Genomic DNA, 16,285 nt, shown 5'->3' with positions numbered 1-16,285 from the left:
CCGGATCGCCCGCGCGGGCGGCAGCGGGACGGGGAGGTGGTGGACGGTGAAGGTGGTGTGCGCGGGCGCGGGGCCGGCCGGGCTGTACGCCGCGGTGGCCCTCAAGCGCCGGGACCCCGGGCACGACGTCGTGGTGCTCGAACGGCATCCGCCCGGCGTGACGCACGGCTGGGGCGTCGTGTTCTGGGACGACCTGCTCGACGACCTCCACCGCGTGGACCCGCCCTCCGCCCGCGCGATCCGCGCCGGCGCGGTCGTGTGGGAGGGGCAGGCGGTCCGGGTCGGGCACCGCCCCCCGGTGTTCCTGGGCGGGTCCGGGTACGCGATCGGGCGGCACCGCCTGCTCGCGCTCCTCGCCGACCGGGCGAAAGAGCTCGGCGCCGACCTGCGGTACTCCACCGACGCCGGCGACCCCGCCCTCCTGGCCGGCGCCGACCTCGTCGTCGCCGCCGACGGGGCCGGATCCCGGCTGCGCACGGCGCGCGCCGACGTGCTGGGCACCGAGGTGCACGCCGGGCGCCACCGCTACGTCTGGCTCGGGACCCCGGCCCTGTTCGACACGTTCACCTTCGCCTTCGTCGACACCGGGGTCGGGTGGATCTGGTGCCACGCCTACCGCTTCGACCACGAGACCAGCACGTTCATCGTGGAGTGCCCGCCGGCGACGTGGACGGCTCTGGGGCTCGACCGGGCCGACCCGGGGACCTGCCTGCGCACGCTGGAGCGGCTGTTCGCCCACGTCCTGCACGGCGCGCCGCTGCGGGCCGGGTCGGACGAGGGCCAGGCACCGTGGCTCGCGTTCCGCCGGGTGACCAACCGCCGGTGGCACGCCGACGGGGTGGTGCTGGCCGGGGACGCGGCGCACACCACGCACTTCGCCATCGGCTCGGGCACCGCGCTCGCGCTGCGCGACGCCGCCGCCCTGGCCGCCCGGGTGGACGGCGCCGACGACCTGCCCGCCGCGCTCACCGCGTACGGCCGGGAACGCCGGGCCGCGATCCGGCCACTGCAGGAGGAGGCCGCGCGCAGCACCGCGTGGTTCGAGGACGCGGTGACGAGCCTCGGCGACACGGACGACCTGCGGCTGGGGTGGTCGTTGTGGCAGCGCCGCCGCCGCGCGCCCGCCTGGCGCTGGTACCTCCACGTCGCCAGCCAGCACCGGCCGGTGCGCCGGCTGCGGGTCCGGGCGGGCGCGGTGCGCCGCGCGCTGCGGGCGCGCCGGCGCGAGCTCGCGACGGCGCCGCCCCCACGTCGTGTTCCCGAGACGTCCGCACCCGGAGGTGGTCGATCATGACCGGCCGTCGACCACTGCTCCTCGCGGGCCTCGTCGCGCTCATGGCGCTGCTGGCGTGCGCCCCGCCGCCCGCGGTCGACCAGAGCCTCCTGCCCGCCCAGGACCGCGAGGTGCCGCTCACCGCGGCCGCGCCGGACGCCCGCCCGCCCGCCGGCGGGTACCTCGCCCTGCGACCCCCGGGCGCCTTCGACCTGCTGCCCGACGACGAGCGGGCCGCGGCGATGGTGCGCCGGTCGACCTGGGAGCCGCGGCAGCAGAACACCGCGGCCAACCAGGCGGTGGCCCCGGCCGACTTCCGGCCCGCGGGCTACCCGGGCATGCTCAACGAATCGGCGATCTTCGGGCGCATCACGGGGAACTTCACCGGGACCACCGACGAGATCATCCAGTGGGGCGCCGCCAAGTGGGGCCTGCCCGACGACCTCGTGCGCGCCCAGGCCGTCGTCGAGTCCGGCTGGTTCCAGAACCACAAGGAGCCCGACGGCAAGCCGATCGACCAGCAGGGGTACGGCGACTTCGGGGACTGCGGCGGCTCACCCGACGCGTCGGGGTACGGCCCCGACGGGCCCAGCAGCTTCGGGCTGCTCCAGGCCAAGTGGTGCACGCTCAACGACCCGGACCAGTCCGGTTTCGGGGGCTGGCCCTGGACGGAGAACTCGACCGCCTACGCCGTCGACACCTACGGCGCCATCATGCGGGCCTGCCTCGAGGGCTGGGACGTCTGGCTCGGGCCCGAGTACAAGCCCGGGGACGTCTGGGGCTGCGCGGGACGGTGGTTCGCCGGGGGCTGGTACAACCCGCCGGCCAACGACTACATCCACCGCGTGCAGCAGGCGCTCCGGGACAAGCCGTGGCTGCGGTGGTGACCGACCGCCGCCCGCGGGCGTGCGTCGTGCGCCAGCACTACGTCCCCCGGGACACCCGCGTCGCGCGGGCCGTCGGGGCGCTGGCCGACGCCGGGTGGGAGGTCGACGTGCTGTGCCTGCGCGCGCCGGGCGAACCGGCCCGGGAGCGCGCGGGCCCGGTCCGGATCCGGCGCCTCCCGATGCGCCACCGCCAGGGCGGGGGAGCGGTCGGCTACGCCCTCGAGTACGCCGGGTTCCTCGTCGCGGCGACGCTGTGGGTGGCGGGGCACGCCGCCGCCCGGCGCTACCGCCTCGTCCAGGTGCACTCGCTGCCCGACGTGCTCGTGCTGGTGGGCCTCGTGCCCCGCCTGCTCGGGGCGCGGGTGCTGCTCGACCTCCAGGAGTGCATGCCCGAGTTCTTCGCCACGAAGTTCGGCGTCGGCCCGGGGCACCCCGTGGTGCGCCTGCTCGCGCGGCTCGAGCAGCGTGCCGTCCGGCTCGCCGACCACGTCGTCACGCCGACCACGCAGATGCGCGCCGTCTTCGTCGGACGGGGCGCGGACCCCGGGCGGATCACGACGGTGATGGACGGCGCCGACCCGGCCGTCTTCGACCCGGACGCGGCGGGACGCGGTGTCGCCCCGGCCGGGACGTTCGTGCTGATCAGCCACGGCACGGTCGAGGAGCACTACGGGCTCGACACCGTGGTTCGTGCGGTGGCCCTGCTCCGCGCGGAGACCCCGGCGGTACACCTCGCGGTGTACGGGGACGGCGCGGACCGCGACCGGCTCCGCGGGCTCGCCCACGAGCTCCGGGTCGCCGACCGCGTCGCGTTCAGCAGCGGGTTCGTCCCCGTCGACGAGCTCGTGGCCGCGCTGGCGGGCGCCGACGCCGGCGTGGTGGCGATGCGGCGCGACCCGTTCCGCGACGTCGCCCTGCCCGGCAAGATCTTCGACTTCGTCGCCATGCGCCTGCCGGTGATCGCCTCCCGGACGCGCTCGGTCGAGGAGACCTTCGGCGACGCCGTCGCGCTGTTCGAGGCGGGCGACGCCGAGGACCTCGCGCGCACGGTCCGGGGACTGGCCCGCGATCCGGGGCGACGCGCCGCGCTGGTGGCCGCCGCGACCCGGGCGACCGAGCCGCTGCGCTGGGAGCACCAGGAGGCCGTCTATCGCGGCGTGGTCGACGACCTGGCCGGACGGGCGGCGCCTCAGCGCACCGACTCGAGGAACGCCCAGTAGGTCGCCGCCCAGCGCTGCGCGTCGTCGACGTGCGGGCCGTGGCCCGACTCCGGGAACGGCTCGATCTCCACGCGCCCGCCGGCGGCCCGGTAGGCCTCGAGCACGTCGCGGATCTGGCTGACCATCGGCTGGGGCGGGAACGCGTCCTGGCCCGGCCAGCCGGGCACCACCCCGCCCGCGCCGAGCGTCCCGAGCTCGAGCGCCGAGCCGTCGGCGACCACGACGTCGGCGCGGCCGTGGGTCCAGAGCACCGGTGGCTTCTCGACCAGGTACGGCAGCCACGACCAGTCGCAGTACTTCGGCGACAGGGCGTTGAGCAGCCCGCGGGTGCCGGGCGCGGCGCCGGGCCAGTGCTCCGAGGTCTCCGCGTCGCCGGGGTAGCCGTCGTCGGAGATGGTCGAGAGCAGGATCTCGTCGACCAGCACGTCCTCGCGCTCGGGCGGCTCCCGGTGCCCGGCGCGCCAGTAGGTCGCGTTCATGACGTTGCGCGGCGAGAGGGCATCGTCGCCGGAGCGGTCGCCCTCGCGCAGGCGCCGCACGAACTCGGGGTTGGCGACGCCCGCCCCCGAGCCGGCGTAGTCCGGCTGGCACGGCCGGCCGTCGCGGAACGTGCCGCCGAAGCCGTACGGCGACACCGGGTCGAGGAACGTCAGCGACGCCACGGGCCGCGCCCGGGCCACGAGCGCGATCGCCGCGCCCGCGGTGGACCAGCCGACGAGGTGCACGGGCCGGTCGATGCCGAGCGCGTCGAGGAACCCGCCGAGGTCGTCGGCCCAGTCGCCCAGCCCGCGGGTGGCGTCGATCGGCGCCGGCTCGGTGCGCCCGAAGCCGCGCATGTCCGGGGCCAGCAGGCGCCAGCGCTCGGGCGCGCCCGGCATGAGGTGCTCGTAGAACCGGCCCGTCGACAGGTTCCCGTGCACGAGCACCACCGGCTCGCCGTCCGCCGGCCCCGACTCGAGGTAGTGGGTGCGGATGCGGCCGTCGACCTCGGCGGCGCGCACCCCGGGCATGAGATCCATCAGGCGTTCCCGTCGATCGGGGTGGTGTCGGTGTCGAAGGGTCGAGCTCCGCTGCGCTCCGTCTCCGGCAGGCGGTCGAGCAGCGCGTCCACGTCCACCCCGCGAGGGAGGGTGCCGAACGCGTGGCCGTGGTCGCCGGCGACGCGGGAGTCGAGGTAGGCGTCGGCCACCGGCGCGGGCGCGTGGCGGGCCAGCAGCGCCCCGGTCAGCAGCACGGCCATCCGCTCGGTGAGCCGGCGCGCGCCCCGCTCCTCCGGCGCGGCGAGCTCGGTCTCGACGTCCTTGAACGCCGCGTCCACGCGGTCGTCGACGCCGAGCACCTCGGCGCGGTAGGCCTCGAGCGTCGCCGGCTCGCGGGCCAGCAGCCGCAGCAGGTCCAGGGCGTTGACGTTGCCCGAGCCCTCCCAGATCGAGTTCAGGGGCGACTCGCGGAACAGCCGCGGCATGCCCGACTCCTCGACGTAGCCGTTGCCGCCGAGGCACTCCAGCGCCTCGCCGACCACCGCGGTCTGGCGCTTGCAGATCCAGTACTTGCCCAGGGTCACGCCAATCCGCCGGAACGCGGCCTCGTGCTCGTCGCGGGGCGCCCGGTCCTGGGCGCCGGCCAGCCGCATCGCCAGCGTGACCGCGCCCTCCGACTCGCAGGCCAGGTCGGCGAGGACCTCGCGCATCAGCGGCTGCTCGCGCAGCGCGCGGCCGAAGGCGTGCCGGTACCGGGTGTGGTGCGCGGCCCGGGCCACGGCCGCGCGCATCCCGGCGACCGAGCCCAGTGCGGTGTCCAGCCGGGTGCAGGCGACCATCTCGATGATCGTGCGGACCCCGCGGCCCTCGTCGCCGACGCGCCAGGCGACGGTGTCGTCGAACTCCGGCTCGGACGAGGCGTTGGACCGGTTGCCGAGCTTGTCCTTGAGCCGCTGGATGCGGAACGTGTTGCGCTCCCCGTCGGGCAGCACGCGGGGCACGAGGAAGCAGGTCAGGCCGCCGGGGGCCTGGGCGAGGACGAGGAACAGGTCGCACATCGGGGCGCTGGTGAACCACTTGTGGCCGGTCAGCCGGTAGGAGTCGCCGTCGGGCCGGGCGACCGTGGTGTTCGCGCGGACGTCGGAGCCGCCCTGCTTCTCGGTCATCCCCATGCCCGCGAGCAGGCCCCGCTTGGCGGACGGGACGCGCAGGCCGGGGTCGTAGGTGCGGCTCGTCAGCCCGGGCCCGTAGGTCGCGAGCAGCTCCGGGGCGGCGCGCAGCGCGGGCAGCACGGCGTAGGTCATCGAGACGGGGCAGCCGTGGCCGGCCTCGAGCTGCGACCACGCGAGGAAGCCCGCGGCGCGCGCGACGTGGGCGCCGGGGCGGTCGTCGGCCCACGGTGCGCCGGCGAAGCCGTGGCCGACGGCCTCGCCCAGCAGTGCGTGGTAGCCGGGGTCGTAGTCGACCTCGTCGACGCGGTGCCCGAACCGGTCGTGGGTGCGCAGCCGGGGCTCGTTCCGGTGCGCGGCGTCGGCCCACTCCTGCGCCCGCGCCGTGCCGGCGAGCCGCCCGATCGCGTGCAGGTCGTCGCGCGCCCATCCCGCCCCCTCGCGCTCGAGCGCCTCCAGCAGCGGCGGGTCGGCGGCCACGTCGTGGCCGGCGAGGTCGGGCGGCTGGTTGATCACCTCATGCGTCGGGGGCACGCGCGGATCCGACCACGCCGCGTCCCCGGGAGCCAGGCCCGGGAGCCGGCCCGCCGCGGGCCAGCGCGACGAGCGCGGCGCGGTCGCGCACCTCGTACACGCCGCGCCCGATCGCCTCGACGATCCCGCGCTGGGTGAGGGTGGCCAGCGCCTGGTTGACCGACTGGCGCGCCGCCCCGAGCCGGCTCGCGAGCTCCGCCTGGCGCAGCGTCACCACCACGAGGCCCGAGCTGTCCTTCTCGGCCCCGAGCAGGTACTTGGCCACCCGGCGCATCACCGGCAGGGACCCGAGGTCGGTCATCTGCTCGGTGAAGGTCTGCAGGCGCTCGGCGATGTGGCGCGCGATCGCGATGCCCAGCCCGCGGTCGGCCTCGAGCATCCCGGGCAGCAGCGTCGCGGGGACCCGCAGCACCGTGGTGCCGTCGACCAGGCCGCGCATCGTCGCGAAGTAGGGGATGTCGGCGACGACGTTCTCCAGGCACAGGCTCTCGAGGCGCCGATCGGTGACGAAGTAGAGCATCGACTCGGGGTCCGTGGGCTCGCCCCGCCACGCGCCGACGCGCCCGCCCAGCAGGACGAAGAAGGCCTCCGGCGCGCCGCCCGAGCGGTAGAGCACGGCGTCGCGGCCCAGCGTCTCGACCGTGGCGGCCCGGGCGACGGCGTCGAGGTGGGCGGGATCCAGGCGCCGGAACCACGCGATCTCGCCGATCTGGTCGACGGTCGGCCGCATGCGTGCAGACCCTAACGATCCTCGATGCCGCTGCCGCCGGGTCTTGTCCCCCGTCGGGGTGGGCGGGCACCGTGTGCCGGGTCACGCTGATCTCGAGGAGGAGCTCATGGCCGAGGCCCCGTCGATGCGGGAACTGCTGGGCGAGGACCCGCCGAAGAACTGGGGCAAGTGGGGTGACGACGACGAGGTCGGCTCGCTGAACTACCTCGACGCCGAGCAGGTCCTGCGGGGCGTCGGCAGCGTCCGCACCGGCCAGGTGTTCACGCTCCAGTGCCCGATGGGCCACCCGCACGGCGACCCCGTCTTCCCCGGTCGCGAGGGCATCAAGCGCGAGATGGTGTGGGACCAGGAGCTCTTCGAGTCCGGCCAGGGCCCGAGCTTCCCCGGCGGCATCCGGGCCTCCGACGACAAGGCCGAGATCTTCCTGCAGGGCTCGTCGCAGTACGACGCCCTGGGGCACGCCTGGTACGACGACACGCTCTGGAACGGCCGCTCCGCCGACACCACCAACGGCGGCGGGATGAGCTGGGCGTCGATCCTGCCGATCGCGCAGCGCGGCGTCGTCGGGCGCGGCGTGCTCATCGACATGGCGCGCCACCGCGGCAAGGACTGGCTGGACAAGGGCGAGACGTTCACCCACGACGACCTGCAGGAGGCCGCGGCCGCGCAGGGCGTGGAGATCCGTTCGCGCGACATCCTCTGCGTGCGCACGGGGTTCCTGAAGTACTTCTTCTCGGTCTCGCACGACGAGTTCTACGAGAACTTCATCGAGCCGGGCCTGACCTACTCCCGCGAGCTCGTGGAGTGGTTCCAGAGCACCGAGATCCCCAACCTCGTCACCGACACCATCGCCAACGAGGTCACCGCCGAGCCCGAGACCGGGGTGCTGCTGCCCCTGCACGCGTCGCTGCTGCGCAACCTCGGCGTCAGCCTCGCCGAGATCATCTGGCTCGACGACCTCGCCGACGCGTGCGCCGCCGACGGGCGCTGGGACTTCCTGTACACCGCGGCGCCGCTGAAGATCCACGAGGCCACCGGCGCCCCCGTCAACCCCGTGGTGATCCGCTGATGGGCATCTACGACGAGCGGCCCTGGCTGGCGCGCTACCCCGAGGGCCAGGCGCACGACATCGAGCCCGAGTTCCCCAGCGCGCTCGCGATGTTCTCCGACGCGCTGCGCCGGGCGCCGGACTCCGACATCGTCCGGTACTTCGACGGCACGCTCACCCTCGCCGAGCTCGACCGGCTCTCCGACCGCTTCGCGGTGGCCCTGGCCGACCGCGGCTTCGAGCGCGGTCACCGGCTCGCGACGTACCTGCAGAACATCCCGCAGGTGCTCATCGCGGTGATCGGGACGTGGAAGGCGGGCGGCATCGTCGTCTCGATCAACCCGATGAGCCGCACCCGCGAGCTGACCACGCTGCTCACCGACTGCGAGGCCACGGCGCTGCTCGCCGAGGAGGACCTGTTCGGGCAGGTGGCGCAGGAGGTCGTGCCGACGATCCCGTCGCTGCGGATCGCCTGGACCACCTCGCCGCTGGAGTACCAGACCCGGCACGACCCGCGGCTGTTCGCGGGCGTGGAGCGGGTACGCCACGAGGGCACCGAGGACCTGGAGGAGGTGCTCGCGTCCGTCGGCGACCGCCGGCCCGAGCCCGTCGAGCTCGGCCTCGACGACGTCGCCTTCCTCGGCTACACGTCCGGCACGACCGGGCCGCCGAAGGGCGCGATGAACACCCACCGCAACGTGGTGTTCAACGCCCGCACCTACCGCGACTGGATCGGGCTGACCCCCGAGGACTCGGTGCTCGGCGTCGCCCCGCTGTTCCACATCACCGGGGTCGTCGCGCACCTCGCGGTGTGCCTGCTCGTGCCCATGCCGCTGGTGCTGGCGTACCGCTTCGAGCCCTCGGTGATGATGGACGCGATCCGCGAGCACCGGCCGACCTTCACCGCCGGGTCGATCACGGTGTTCATCGCGCTGATGAACACCGAGGGCGCGACGAAGGACGACATGACGTCGCTGTCGAAGATCTTCTCCGGCGGGGCGCCGATCCCGCCGTCGACGGTCAAGGCGTTCTCCGACCACTTCGGGCACTACATCCACAACATCTACGGACTGACCGAGACGACCTCCCCGTCGCACGGCGTCCCGCGCGGGGCCGAGGCGCCGGTGGACGAGGCGTCCGGCGCGCTGTCGGTCGGGGTGCCGACGTTCTCGACGGTCGTGCGGATCATGCGCGACGACGGCACGGACGCCGACGTGGGCGAGGTCGGCGAGATCGTCACCCGCGGCCCGCAGGTGGTGCCGGGCTACTGGAACAAGGAGGAGGAGACCCAGAACGCGCTGCGCGCCCCGGACGGCTCGGTCGAGCTCAAGACCGGCGACGTGGGCTACATGGACGCGCAGGGCTGGTTCTACGTCGTCGACCGCAAGAAGGACCAGATCAACGCGGGCGGCTACAAGGTCTGGCCCCGCGAGGTCGAGGACGTGCTCTACGAGCACCCGGCGGTGCGCGAGGCCGCCGTCGTCGGCGTGCCCGACGAGTACCGCGGCGAGACGGTCAAGGCGTTCGTCTCGCTGCGCCCGGGGCAGGAGGTCGAGCCCGACGAGCTCATCGCGTTCTGCAAGCAGCGGATGTCGGCGTACAAGTACCCGCGCCAGGTCGAGCTGCTCGACGAGATCCCCAAGACCGTGACGGGGAAGCTCTTGCGGCGCGCTTTGCGGTAGCCCGCTCGTGAGTGCTTGTCCGTGCCGGGGCACGGACAAGCGCTCACAGGCCCGGAGGGCGAAGATGGCCGCGATGCGCCGTCTGTTGGTCCTGCTGCTGCTCGCCGTCGGCGTGCTCGCGGGGTGCGCCGACGCCATCCCGCCACCGCCGGTGCCCTCACCCGATGCTGCCTACCTGGGTGCCATGGTGCCCCACCACGCGCAGGCCCTGGAGCTGGCGGCGCTCGTGCCGGGCCGTGGCGCGTCGCCCGCCGTCGCGGGGCTCGCGACGCGCATCGACCGCGACCAGGTCGAGGAGATCGGCCAGCTCGAGGGCCTGCGCCGCAGCCGTGGCTGGCCGGCCGGGGACGGCGCGCACGCGCACGGGATGGACGGGATGGCCGACGCGGCGACCCTCGAGCAGCTGCGCGCCCTGCGCGGGCCGGCGTTCGACCGCCTCTGGCTGGCGACCATGACCCGCCACCACGAGGGCGCGATCGCGATGGCGCGCGAGCACCTCGCCACGGGCGCCGACGAGACGCTGCGCCGGTTCTCGCAGGCGCTCGTGGGGACGCAGACCGGCGAGATCGACGCGATGCGGGCGGCGGCCACCAGCGTCGCCGGGCCATGAGCGTCCCGCGGCGGCCCGCGGTTCCGATGCTCTTCGTCGAGGTCGAGGGCGTGCTGCGCAAGACACCCGAGGATCTCGGCCGGCCGTGGCGCGGCCCGTTCGACATCGAGGTCCACGAGGACGCCGTCGAGCGCCTGCGGCTGTGGAAGGGCGCGGGCGGGCGGATGATCGGGTTCAGCCAGCAGGGCGGCGTGGCGCTGGGGGAGACCGACGACCAGACCGCCGTGCGCACGCTGTGGACGGTGCGCGAGCGCGTGGCGAACCTCCTCGACCACGTCGTGCTCTGCCCGCACCACCCCGACGCCACCATGCCCGACCAGGCGCGCTGTTGGTGCCGGCTGCCCAAGCCTGGCATGTTGATCGCCGCCCAGCACGAGGTCGCCCTGCGCCAGCACGAGCACTACCCGCTGTGGATGGCGCTGCTCGTGGCCCGCTCGCCCGAGGCCCTGCAGGCGGCCGCCGACCTCGACCTCGACCATCTCCACGGCGACCGCTGGCGCCGCGACGGCGGCGCGGGGTGCGCTCCGCACACGTGAGCAGTCCTCGGTGCTCCAGCACCGATTTCTGCTCACGTGGCCGCAGGCCACCTCTAGGCGAACCGCTGCTCCAGCTCCCGGATCTCGGCGAGCCCCTCGCGGTCGGCGAAGGCGTCGAGCCCGCCGATCTCGTCGAGCACCGCGGCGGGCGTGCCGTCGGTGCGCAGGCGCGCCAGCACCGAGCGCATGGCGGTGTCGGCGGCGAGCAGCGTCGAGACCGGGAAGAGCACGAGAGCGAAGCCCATCTCGGCGAGGCGGTCGAGCGAGAGCGGGGGCGTGCGCCCGCCCTCGGCCCAGTTGAACACCAGCCTGTGCCCCGACAGCGCCGTCGCCACCTTCTCGATGTCGGCCTCCGAAGTCGGCGCCTCGACGAAGAGCACGTCCGCGCCGGCGTCGGCGAAGCGGCGCGCCCGGTCGATGGCGGCGTCGAGGCCCTCGACGGCGGCGACGTCGGTGCGGGCGATGATCACCAGGTCGTCGTCGGTGCGCGCCGCGACGGCCGCCCGGATCTTCGCCACCATGTCCTCGGCCGGCACCACGACCTTCCCCGCGAGGTGCCCGCAGCGCTTGGGCATCACCTGGTCCTCGAGGTGCAGCCCCGCGACGCCGGCCTGCTCGTACTCGCGCACCGTGCGGATGACGTTGATCGGGTTGCCGTAGCCCGTGTCGGCGTCGGCCACGAGCGGGACGTCCACGGCGGCGGCGAGGCGGCGGGCGTTGTCGACCATCTCGGCCTGCCCCAGCAGGCCGATGTCCGGGCGGCCGAGCAGCGAGGCGGTGGTGCCGAAGCCGGTCATGTAGACGACGTCGAAGCCCGCCTGCTCCACCAGCCGCGCCGAGTGGGCGTCGAAGGCGCCCGGCGCGAGGACGGGCGTGCCGGCGTCGAGCAGGGAGCGCAGGCGGGCGCGGCGGTCGGCGGGGCGGCTGAGCAGGTCTCCCACGGCAGGGCTCCTCGGTCACGACGACGGGGGCGGGACGGCGAGAGTCCCTTGTCGTGGGGCCCATCCCACCCCAAGATCGGTACCGGGTCGAGGAGGTGCGCGGCGTGAGCAATCCCCACGGATCGACGTTCGCCGGCCGCGTCGGCTGGGGCGCGCGGCCGGCGGTGGTGGTCGTCGACCTCGTGCGCGCCTACACCGCGCCGGGCGGCCCGTTCTTCCTCGGGTCGCCGACGGTCGAGGACGCCTGCGCCCAGCTCGTCGCCGCGGCACGCGACGGCGGGCACCCGGTGCTCTGGACGGTCGTGCGCTTCGCCGCCGACATGGGCGACGCCGGCTTCTTCGCCGCCAAGGTCCCCGCGCTCGCCTGCTTCGCCGAGGGCGCGCCGGGCGGGTGGGGCGAGCTGACCCTCGAGCCCGGGGCGGGGGAGGCCGTCGTCGCCAAGCAGCACGCGTCGTCGTTCGCCGGGACGTCGCTGGCCGCGACGCTGCGGGCCCGGGGCGTCGACACCGTCGTCGTGGCCGGCGTCTCGACCTCGGGGTGCGTGCGGGCGACGGCCACCGACGCCTCGGCCGCCGGCTTCCGCCCGGTGGTCGTGGCCGAGGCGTGCGCCGACCGCACGCCGGCCCTGCACGACCAGAACCTCGCCGACCTCGACGCGAAGTACGCCGACGTCGTCGACCTCGCCGGCGCCGTCGACCGGCTCCGCGCGTCGACCTGATCACGATCTCCCGGCACGGCGTCCCGGCGTGTACCGGACCGTGCCCACAGGGGCGTTTCGTCGTGCTCGACGGGGGTGGGCGGCGGGTGTAAGCCAGGAGGCGAGCGAGGAGCGTGATCGTCGTGAGCGAGCGTCCGATGTCCGACCGCCACCCCCACCAGCCCCAGGACCTGTGCTGGGAGGTACGGGCCTGGTCCGATCCGCCGAGCGGGCGTGACGTCGAGGGGTGGCGCAGCCTCGGCTGGAGCGCCACCCACGACGACGCCGTCGCGCTGGCGCGCGGGGTGACCGCGGCGCAGGCGTACGAGTACGCCGAGGTCTGGGGCCCGGCCGACGCGCGGACGGGGCGGTCGTGGACCTGCGAGCGCATCCCGGAGCCCGACGCCGACGAGCGTCGCGCGCTCTGGCTCCGTGCGGCCGCCGCGCACTACACCGACGGCATCGACCTGCCGCGCCGCACGACGGTCTGAGCGCTGGGGCCGGTCAGCCCGAGCGCGCCGTCCACCGCGGGTCGTGCAGGAGCTCCACGAAGTTCGGGTTGTTGAGCGCCCCGACGCGGGCCCGGCGCACGAGCTCGATGGCCTCGTCGACGTCGTGACCGCCGCGGATCAGCGACGCGGCCGAGAGCAGGCCCGAGCGGTTGATGCCCGCCGCGCAGTGGATGAGGACGCGCTTGCCGTCCTGGCGGAGGTCGTCGACGAGGTCGGCGAGGCTGCGCAGCGTCGTGAAGTCCGGCGCCGGCCCGTCCTCGATGAGCCAGTGGACGTAGAACTCGACGTCCTCGAGCGGTGGCGCGCTGCCGTGCAGGTCGAACACCGCGTCCCAGTGCTCGCCCGGCTCGGGGCTGCCCGACTGCCACACGCCGGGCACGATCTCGTGCGGCGGCCACGGCGGGGGTTCCTCGTCGAGGTCGCCCCGCAGGTGCGCCGGGACGTACCCGTCGTCGGTCACTCCACCGGTCGAGCCGTCCACGGGCCGCTCCCCACGCCTGAACCACGCCATCACCGCAGAGCTTTACATCGGCCCGGGCGCGTCGCACGGTGGTCGCCGTGACCACCACCACGGCACGGTCCTTCGACGTCGGCGCGAGCGACGAGGTCCCCGAGCGCGGGCGGCTCGTCGTCGCGATCGACGCCGGCGCCCGCACCGTGACCGTCGGCGTGTTCCGGTTCGGCGGGCGGCTCTACGCCTACGAGAACGTGTGCGCGCACCAGGGCGGCCCGGCCTGCCAGGGACGGATCGTGTCGCGGGTGCGCGAGCGCCTCGACGCCGCGCAGCGCAGCCTCGGCACCGTGTTCGACGAGGACACCATGCACATCGTCTGCCCCTGGCACGGCTTCGAGTACGACGTCACCACCGGCCGCCACCCCGGGCGCCCGGACTTCGCCCTGCGCGCGGTCACCGTCGACGAGGAGGACGGCCGTGTGCGTGTCTCCGTCTGAGCGGGCCGCCCGCATCGCCGCGCTCGTCGACGACCTCGGCGGCGAGGTCGACGCCGGCCTCGGCGACGGCGCGATCGCCGCGCTGGACCCGGACGTCGCCCGCCGCCTCGTCGCTGTCGCCGCGCGCACCTACGCCGTCGCGACCGAGGAGGGCGCCCACCCGCCCACCGGCACCGACGTCACCCCCACCGAGGCGGTCGTGCTGGCCACCGCCGCGCTGCGCGCGCACGACCTCAACCCGTTCGACCTGGCGCTGTGGTTCTCGAGGAGCACCTCATGACGATCGACGACGGTGTGCGTCGCCTTCCGACGCAGCAGATCACCACCCACACCGACAGCCGCGAGATCCTCGCCAACGCCGCCCGGGACACGGCGCGCTACGGGCTCGACGAGTACTTCATCGTCGACGTCGACTCCCACCACGTCGAGCTCGACTCGTGGCCGGAGATCCTCCACTACCTCGACAGCCCGGTGCTGCGCGACACCGCGGACCAGATGATGAAGAACTGGCCGAACGCGGGGCGCCTCGCCCTGCACAACCACTCGCCGGGCCTGACGATGCAGGACGTCTCCGGACGCATCCCGCACCAGGCCGCGCTGGGCGAGGAGACCCCGGGCGCCGAGAGCGGCGCGCACCGCGACGCGACGCTGGTGCGCCGGGCGATGGACGCGATGAGCATCGACCTGCAGGTCGTGTTCCCGCAGCCGATGCTCGAGACCGGCCTGCACCCGCAGCCGCAGATCGCGACGGCGCTGCTCCAGGCCTACAACCGCTGGTTCACCGCCGAGGTGATGCCGCGCGAGCCTCGCATCCGCACCATGCTCGGGCTGCCGTTCGAGGACCCCGACGCGTGCCTCGCGACCGTCGAGGAGTTCGCCGACCACCCCGGCGTCATCGGCTTCCTCGTCACCAGCCAGCGCCACGCCGGCGTGCACCGCAACGCGTACATGCCGCTGTACCGGATGCTCGAGGAGCGCGGCCTGCCCATCGGCTTCCACGCCGGGCCGAACCAGGCCGACTCGATGACGTCGACGATGAACAAGTTCCTCTCGGCGCACGCCATGAGCTTCGTGACCTGCAACATGACGCACATGACCAACTGGGTGGTCAACGGGATCCCCGAGCGCTTCCCGGGCCTGAAGACGATCTGGATCGAGAGCGGCCTGGCGTGGGTGCCGTTCATGATGCAGCGGCTCGACCACGAGTACTACATGCGCCAGTCCGACGCCCCGCTGCTGACCAAGCCGCCGTCGCACTACATGCGCGAGATGTACTACACGTCCCAGCCGATGGAGTGGACCGACGACGCGCTGCTCGAGTCGACGCTGCGGGCGATCGACGCCCCGAACTCGCTGATGTACTCCTCGGACTGGCCGCACTGGGACTTCGACGTGCCCGGGAAGATCGCGTCGATCCCGTTCCTCGACGACCACGCCAAGCGCAACATCCTCGGCGAGACCGCGCGCAAGGTCTTCGGCCTGTAGCGCCCGCCCGACGCACGACGCGACGCGCTCGGCGCCACGGTCGCGGGCGGGGATGGCCGCGCGCCCTGTGGTGAGGCTAGCCTTCCTCGCATTCGGGTGAAGGGGGTCGGCTGACGTGGCGAGGATGGCGGTGCTGCCGCCGCTCGAGGTGGTGGCGACCGAGCGCGTCACGCCGCGGATGCAGCGGGTGGTGCTCGGCGGCTCGGGCAGCCCGGCCCTGCGTGCCCTGGAGCCCCCGCCGCCCGCCGCGCACGTCCGGCTGCTGTTCGCCGAGCCCGGCGCGCCGGTGACGCTGCCGGTCCCCGGACCGTCGGGTCTCACCTGGCCCGCCGGCGCCCGGCCCTACGCGCGCAGCATGACCGTGCGCGCCCTCGACCGCGTCCGCGGCACCATGACGATAGACATCGCCCTGCACGGCGACTCGGCCGCCGGTCGCTGGGCCACCGCCGCGCACCCCGGCGACCCCGTGGGCGTCGTCGGCCCGGGCGGCGGCTGGACCCCGCCCGCGGACGCCCGCGAGGTCCTGCTCGCCGGCGACGAGACCGCCCTGCCCGCCATCGCCGCCCTGCTCGAGGCCCTGCCGCGCCACGCCCCGGTGCACGCGGTGGTCGAGACCCATGACGGCGCCGACCACCAGGAGCTCGCCCGCCCGGTGCAGTGGGTCCACCGCGCGGCCGGCGGGACGCTGGTCGCCGCGCTGCGCGACCGGCCGGTCGTCGCGTCGACGGCGGTGTGGGTCGCGGGGGAGGGCCACGCGGTGAAGGCCATCCGCGAGTACCTGCGCCTGCACCGCGGGCTGGCGCGCAGCCACTGCCACGCCATCCGGTACTGGACGCAGGGCCGGTCCCACGAGGACTGCGACGCCACCTTCGGCGCCGCCCGCGCCGAGGCCGCGCGCCGCGGGATCACGCTCGTCACCACCCAGGACGTGCACGAGATGAGCTACGAGCTCATGACCGGCGGGTTCTCGATCCCCGTGGGTCCACCCACTCCCTGACGTCGGGCGCGTGAGCCGCGCCCGCGTCGGGC

At 74.6% G+C, this 16,285-nt stretch carries 18 protein-coding genes; 13 read left to right on the top strand and 5 right to left on the bottom strand.

From position 1 onward, the window contains the following. Positions 1-46 precede the first annotated feature (46 nt). Genes ACQPX6_RS20500 through ACQPX6_RS20490 form a run of 3 tightly spaced genes read left to right on the top strand, consistent with a single transcriptional unit; the run spans position 47 to position 3,380 of the window. Positions 47-1,294: an FAD-dependent monooxygenase gene (locus ACQPX6_RS20500; protein WP_433782274.1), complete on the top strand. Its 1,248-nt coding sequence runs from the start codon at positions 47-49 to the stop codon at positions 1,292-1,294. Beyond that, a complete protein-coding gene (locus ACQPX6_RS20495) occupies positions 1,291-2,160 on the top strand; it encodes a hypothetical protein (RefSeq protein ID WP_433782273.1) in 870 nt (289 codons plus the stop codon). Before ACQPX6_RS20500 ends, ACQPX6_RS20495 begins: the two co-directional genes overlap by 4 nt. Next, positions 2,145-3,380: a glycosyltransferase family 4 protein gene (locus tag ACQPX6_RS20490; RefSeq protein WP_433782272.1), complete on the top strand. Its 1,236-nt coding sequence runs from the start codon at positions 2,145-2,147 to the stop codon at positions 3,378-3,380. Before ACQPX6_RS20495 ends, ACQPX6_RS20490 begins: the two co-directional genes overlap by 16 nt. Here the strand turns inward: ACQPX6_RS20490 and ACQPX6_RS20485 are convergent. From ACQPX6_RS20485 to ACQPX6_RS20475, 3 genes are read right to left on the bottom strand one after another with little or no spacing between them, the layout of a single operon-like run. Then, positions 3,350-4,399, bottom strand: a complete 1,050-nt coding sequence (locus tag ACQPX6_RS20485) for an alpha/beta fold hydrolase (RefSeq protein ID WP_433782271.1) — start codon at positions 4,397-4,399, stop codon at positions 3,350-3,352. The two genes, ACQPX6_RS20490 and ACQPX6_RS20485, sit on opposite strands and share 31 nt — an antisense overlap. Beyond that, positions 4,399-6,063, bottom strand: a complete 1,665-nt coding sequence (locus tag ACQPX6_RS20480) for an acyl-CoA dehydrogenase family protein (protein ID WP_433782270.1) — start codon at positions 6,061-6,063, stop codon at positions 4,399-4,401. The genes ACQPX6_RS20485 and ACQPX6_RS20480 overlap by 1 nt, the downstream gene beginning before the upstream one ends. Then, positions 6,047-6,793: a Crp/Fnr family transcriptional regulator gene (locus ACQPX6_RS20475; protein WP_433782269.1), complete on the bottom strand. Its 747-nt coding sequence runs from the start codon at positions 6,791-6,793 to the stop codon at positions 6,047-6,049. The genes ACQPX6_RS20480 and ACQPX6_RS20475 overlap by 17 nt, the downstream gene beginning before the upstream one ends. Before the next feature lie 106 nt (positions 6,794-6,899). Here ACQPX6_RS20475 and ACQPX6_RS20470 point away from each other — a divergent pair, with 106 nt between their 5' ends. The 4 genes from ACQPX6_RS20470 (at position 6,900) to ACQPX6_RS20455 (ending at position 10,669) form a co-directional block, all read left to right on the top strand. Continuing rightward, positions 6,900-7,862 carry a cyclase family protein gene (locus ACQPX6_RS20470; protein ID WP_433782268.1) on the top strand — a complete coding sequence of 321 codons (963 nt, stop codon included), beginning with the start codon at positions 6,900-6,902 and terminating at the stop codon, positions 7,860-7,862. Further along, positions 7,862-9,523, top strand: coding sequence for a class I adenylate-forming enzyme family protein (locus ACQPX6_RS20465; RefSeq protein WP_433782267.1), 1,662 nt, complete (start codon positions 7,862-7,864; stop codon positions 9,521-9,523). Before ACQPX6_RS20470 ends, ACQPX6_RS20465 begins: the two co-directional genes overlap by 1 nt. 73 nt (positions 9,524-9,596) lie before the next feature. After that, complete coding sequence (locus ACQPX6_RS20460; RefSeq protein ID WP_433782266.1) at positions 9,597-10,133, top strand: DUF305 domain-containing protein; 537 nt, start codon at positions 9,597-9,599, stop codon at positions 10,131-10,133. Beyond that, on the top strand, positions 10,130-10,669 hold the full coding sequence (locus ACQPX6_RS20455; RefSeq protein ID WP_433782265.1) for a hypothetical protein: 540 nt from the start codon (positions 10,130-10,132) through the stop codon (positions 10,667-10,669). The genes ACQPX6_RS20460 and ACQPX6_RS20455 overlap by 4 nt, the downstream gene beginning before the upstream one ends. 53 nt (positions 10,670-10,722) lie before the next feature. Here ACQPX6_RS20455 and ACQPX6_RS20450 read toward each other — a convergent pair whose 3' ends face one another. Then, a complete protein-coding gene (locus ACQPX6_RS20450; RefSeq protein WP_433782264.1) occupies positions 10,723-11,610 on the bottom strand; it encodes an isocitrate lyase/PEP mutase family protein in 888 nt (295 codons plus the stop codon). Positions 11,611-11,714: 104 nt separating this feature from the next. Here ACQPX6_RS20450 and ACQPX6_RS20445 point away from each other — a divergent pair, with 104 nt between their 5' ends. Together ACQPX6_RS20445 and ACQPX6_RS20440 are read left to right on the top strand one after the other, a co-directional pair. Beyond that, a complete protein-coding gene (locus tag ACQPX6_RS20445) occupies positions 11,715-12,329 on the top strand; it encodes an isochorismatase family protein (protein WP_433782263.1) in 615 nt (204 codons plus the stop codon). Between the two features lie 122 nt (positions 12,330-12,451). Further along, a complete protein-coding gene (locus ACQPX6_RS20440; protein ID WP_433782262.1) occupies positions 12,452-12,799 on the top strand; it encodes a hypothetical protein in 348 nt (115 codons plus the stop codon). Between the two features lie 13 nt (positions 12,800-12,812). Here the strand turns inward: ACQPX6_RS20440 and ACQPX6_RS20435 are convergent, their stop codons facing one another. Further along, on the bottom strand, positions 12,813-13,301 hold the full coding sequence (locus ACQPX6_RS20435; protein ID WP_433782261.1) for a protein-tyrosine phosphatase family protein: 489 nt from the start codon (positions 13,299-13,301) through the stop codon (positions 12,813-12,815). 77 nt (positions 13,302-13,378) lie between these two features. Here ACQPX6_RS20435 and ACQPX6_RS20430 point away from each other — a divergent pair, with 77 nt between their 5' ends. From ACQPX6_RS20430 to ACQPX6_RS20415, 4 genes are all read left to right on the top strand, one after another. Continuing rightward, positions 13,379-13,771, top strand: coding sequence for a Rieske (2Fe-2S) protein (locus ACQPX6_RS20430; RefSeq protein WP_433782260.1), 393 nt, complete (start codon positions 13,379-13,381; stop codon positions 13,769-13,771). Next, the gene (locus ACQPX6_RS20425) at positions 13,758-14,051 is read left to right on the top strand and encodes a hypothetical protein (protein WP_433782259.1); all 294 of its coding nucleotides are present in this window, start codon (positions 13,758-13,760) and stop codon (positions 14,049-14,051) included. The genes ACQPX6_RS20430 and ACQPX6_RS20425 overlap by 14 nt, the downstream gene beginning before the upstream one ends. Then, positions 14,048-15,256, top strand: coding sequence for an amidohydrolase family protein (locus tag ACQPX6_RS20420; protein ID WP_433782258.1), 1,209 nt, complete (start codon positions 14,048-14,050; stop codon positions 15,254-15,256). Before ACQPX6_RS20425 ends, ACQPX6_RS20420 begins: the two co-directional genes overlap by 4 nt. 124 nt (positions 15,257-15,380) lie before the next feature. Continuing rightward, entirely contained in the window at positions 15,381-16,253 is an 873-nt protein-coding gene (locus ACQPX6_RS20415) for a siderophore-interacting protein (RefSeq protein WP_433788310.1), read from the top strand. The last annotated feature ends 32 nt before the right edge of the window (positions 16,254-16,285 follow it).

It is taken from the genome of Actinomycetospora sp. CA-101289, assembly GCF_050955895.1.
GTDB lineage: Bacteria > Actinomycetota > Actinomycetes > Mycobacteriales > Pseudonocardiaceae > Actinomycetospora.
The sequence above is the reverse complement of the archived record's forward strand: the minus strand, read 5'-3'. Positions and strand labels throughout refer to the sequence as shown.

Bases quoted from the DNA above. Each gene is read 5' to 3' on its own strand.
- ACQPX6_RS20495 (WP_433782273.1), top strand. From the start codon at position 1,291: ATGACCGGCCGTCGACCACTGCTCCTCGCGGGCCTCGTCGCGCTCATG.
- ACQPX6_RS20485 (WP_433782271.1), bottom strand. From the start codon at position 4,399: ATGGATCTCATGCCCGGGGTGCGCGCCGCCGAGGTCGACGGCCGCATC.
- ACQPX6_RS20475 (WP_433782269.1), bottom strand. From the start codon at position 6,793: ATGCGGCCGACCGTCGACCAGATCGGCGAGATCGCGTGGTTCCGGCGC.
- ACQPX6_RS20470 (WP_433782268.1), top strand. From the start codon at position 6,900: ATGGCCGAGGCCCCGTCGATGCGGGAACTGCTGGGCGAGGACCCGCCG.
- ACQPX6_RS20465 (WP_433782267.1), top strand. From the start codon at position 7,862: ATGGGCATCTACGACGAGCGGCCCTGGCTGGCGCGCTACCCCGAGGGC.
- ACQPX6_RS20460 (WP_433782266.1), top strand. From the start codon at position 9,597: ATGCGCCGTCTGTTGGTCCTGCTGCTGCTCGCCGTCGGCGTGCTCGCG.
- ACQPX6_RS20455 (WP_433782265.1), top strand. From the start codon at position 10,130: ATGAGCGTCCCGCGGCGGCCCGCGGTTCCGATGCTCTTCGTCGAGGTC.
- ACQPX6_RS20420 (WP_433782258.1), top strand. From the start codon at position 14,048: ATGACGATCGACGACGGTGTGCGTCGCCTTCCGACGCAGCAGATCACC.
- ACQPX6_RS20415 (WP_433788310.1), top strand. From the start codon at position 15,381: ATGGCGGTGCTGCCGCCGCTCGAGGTGGTGGCGACCGAGCGCGTCACG.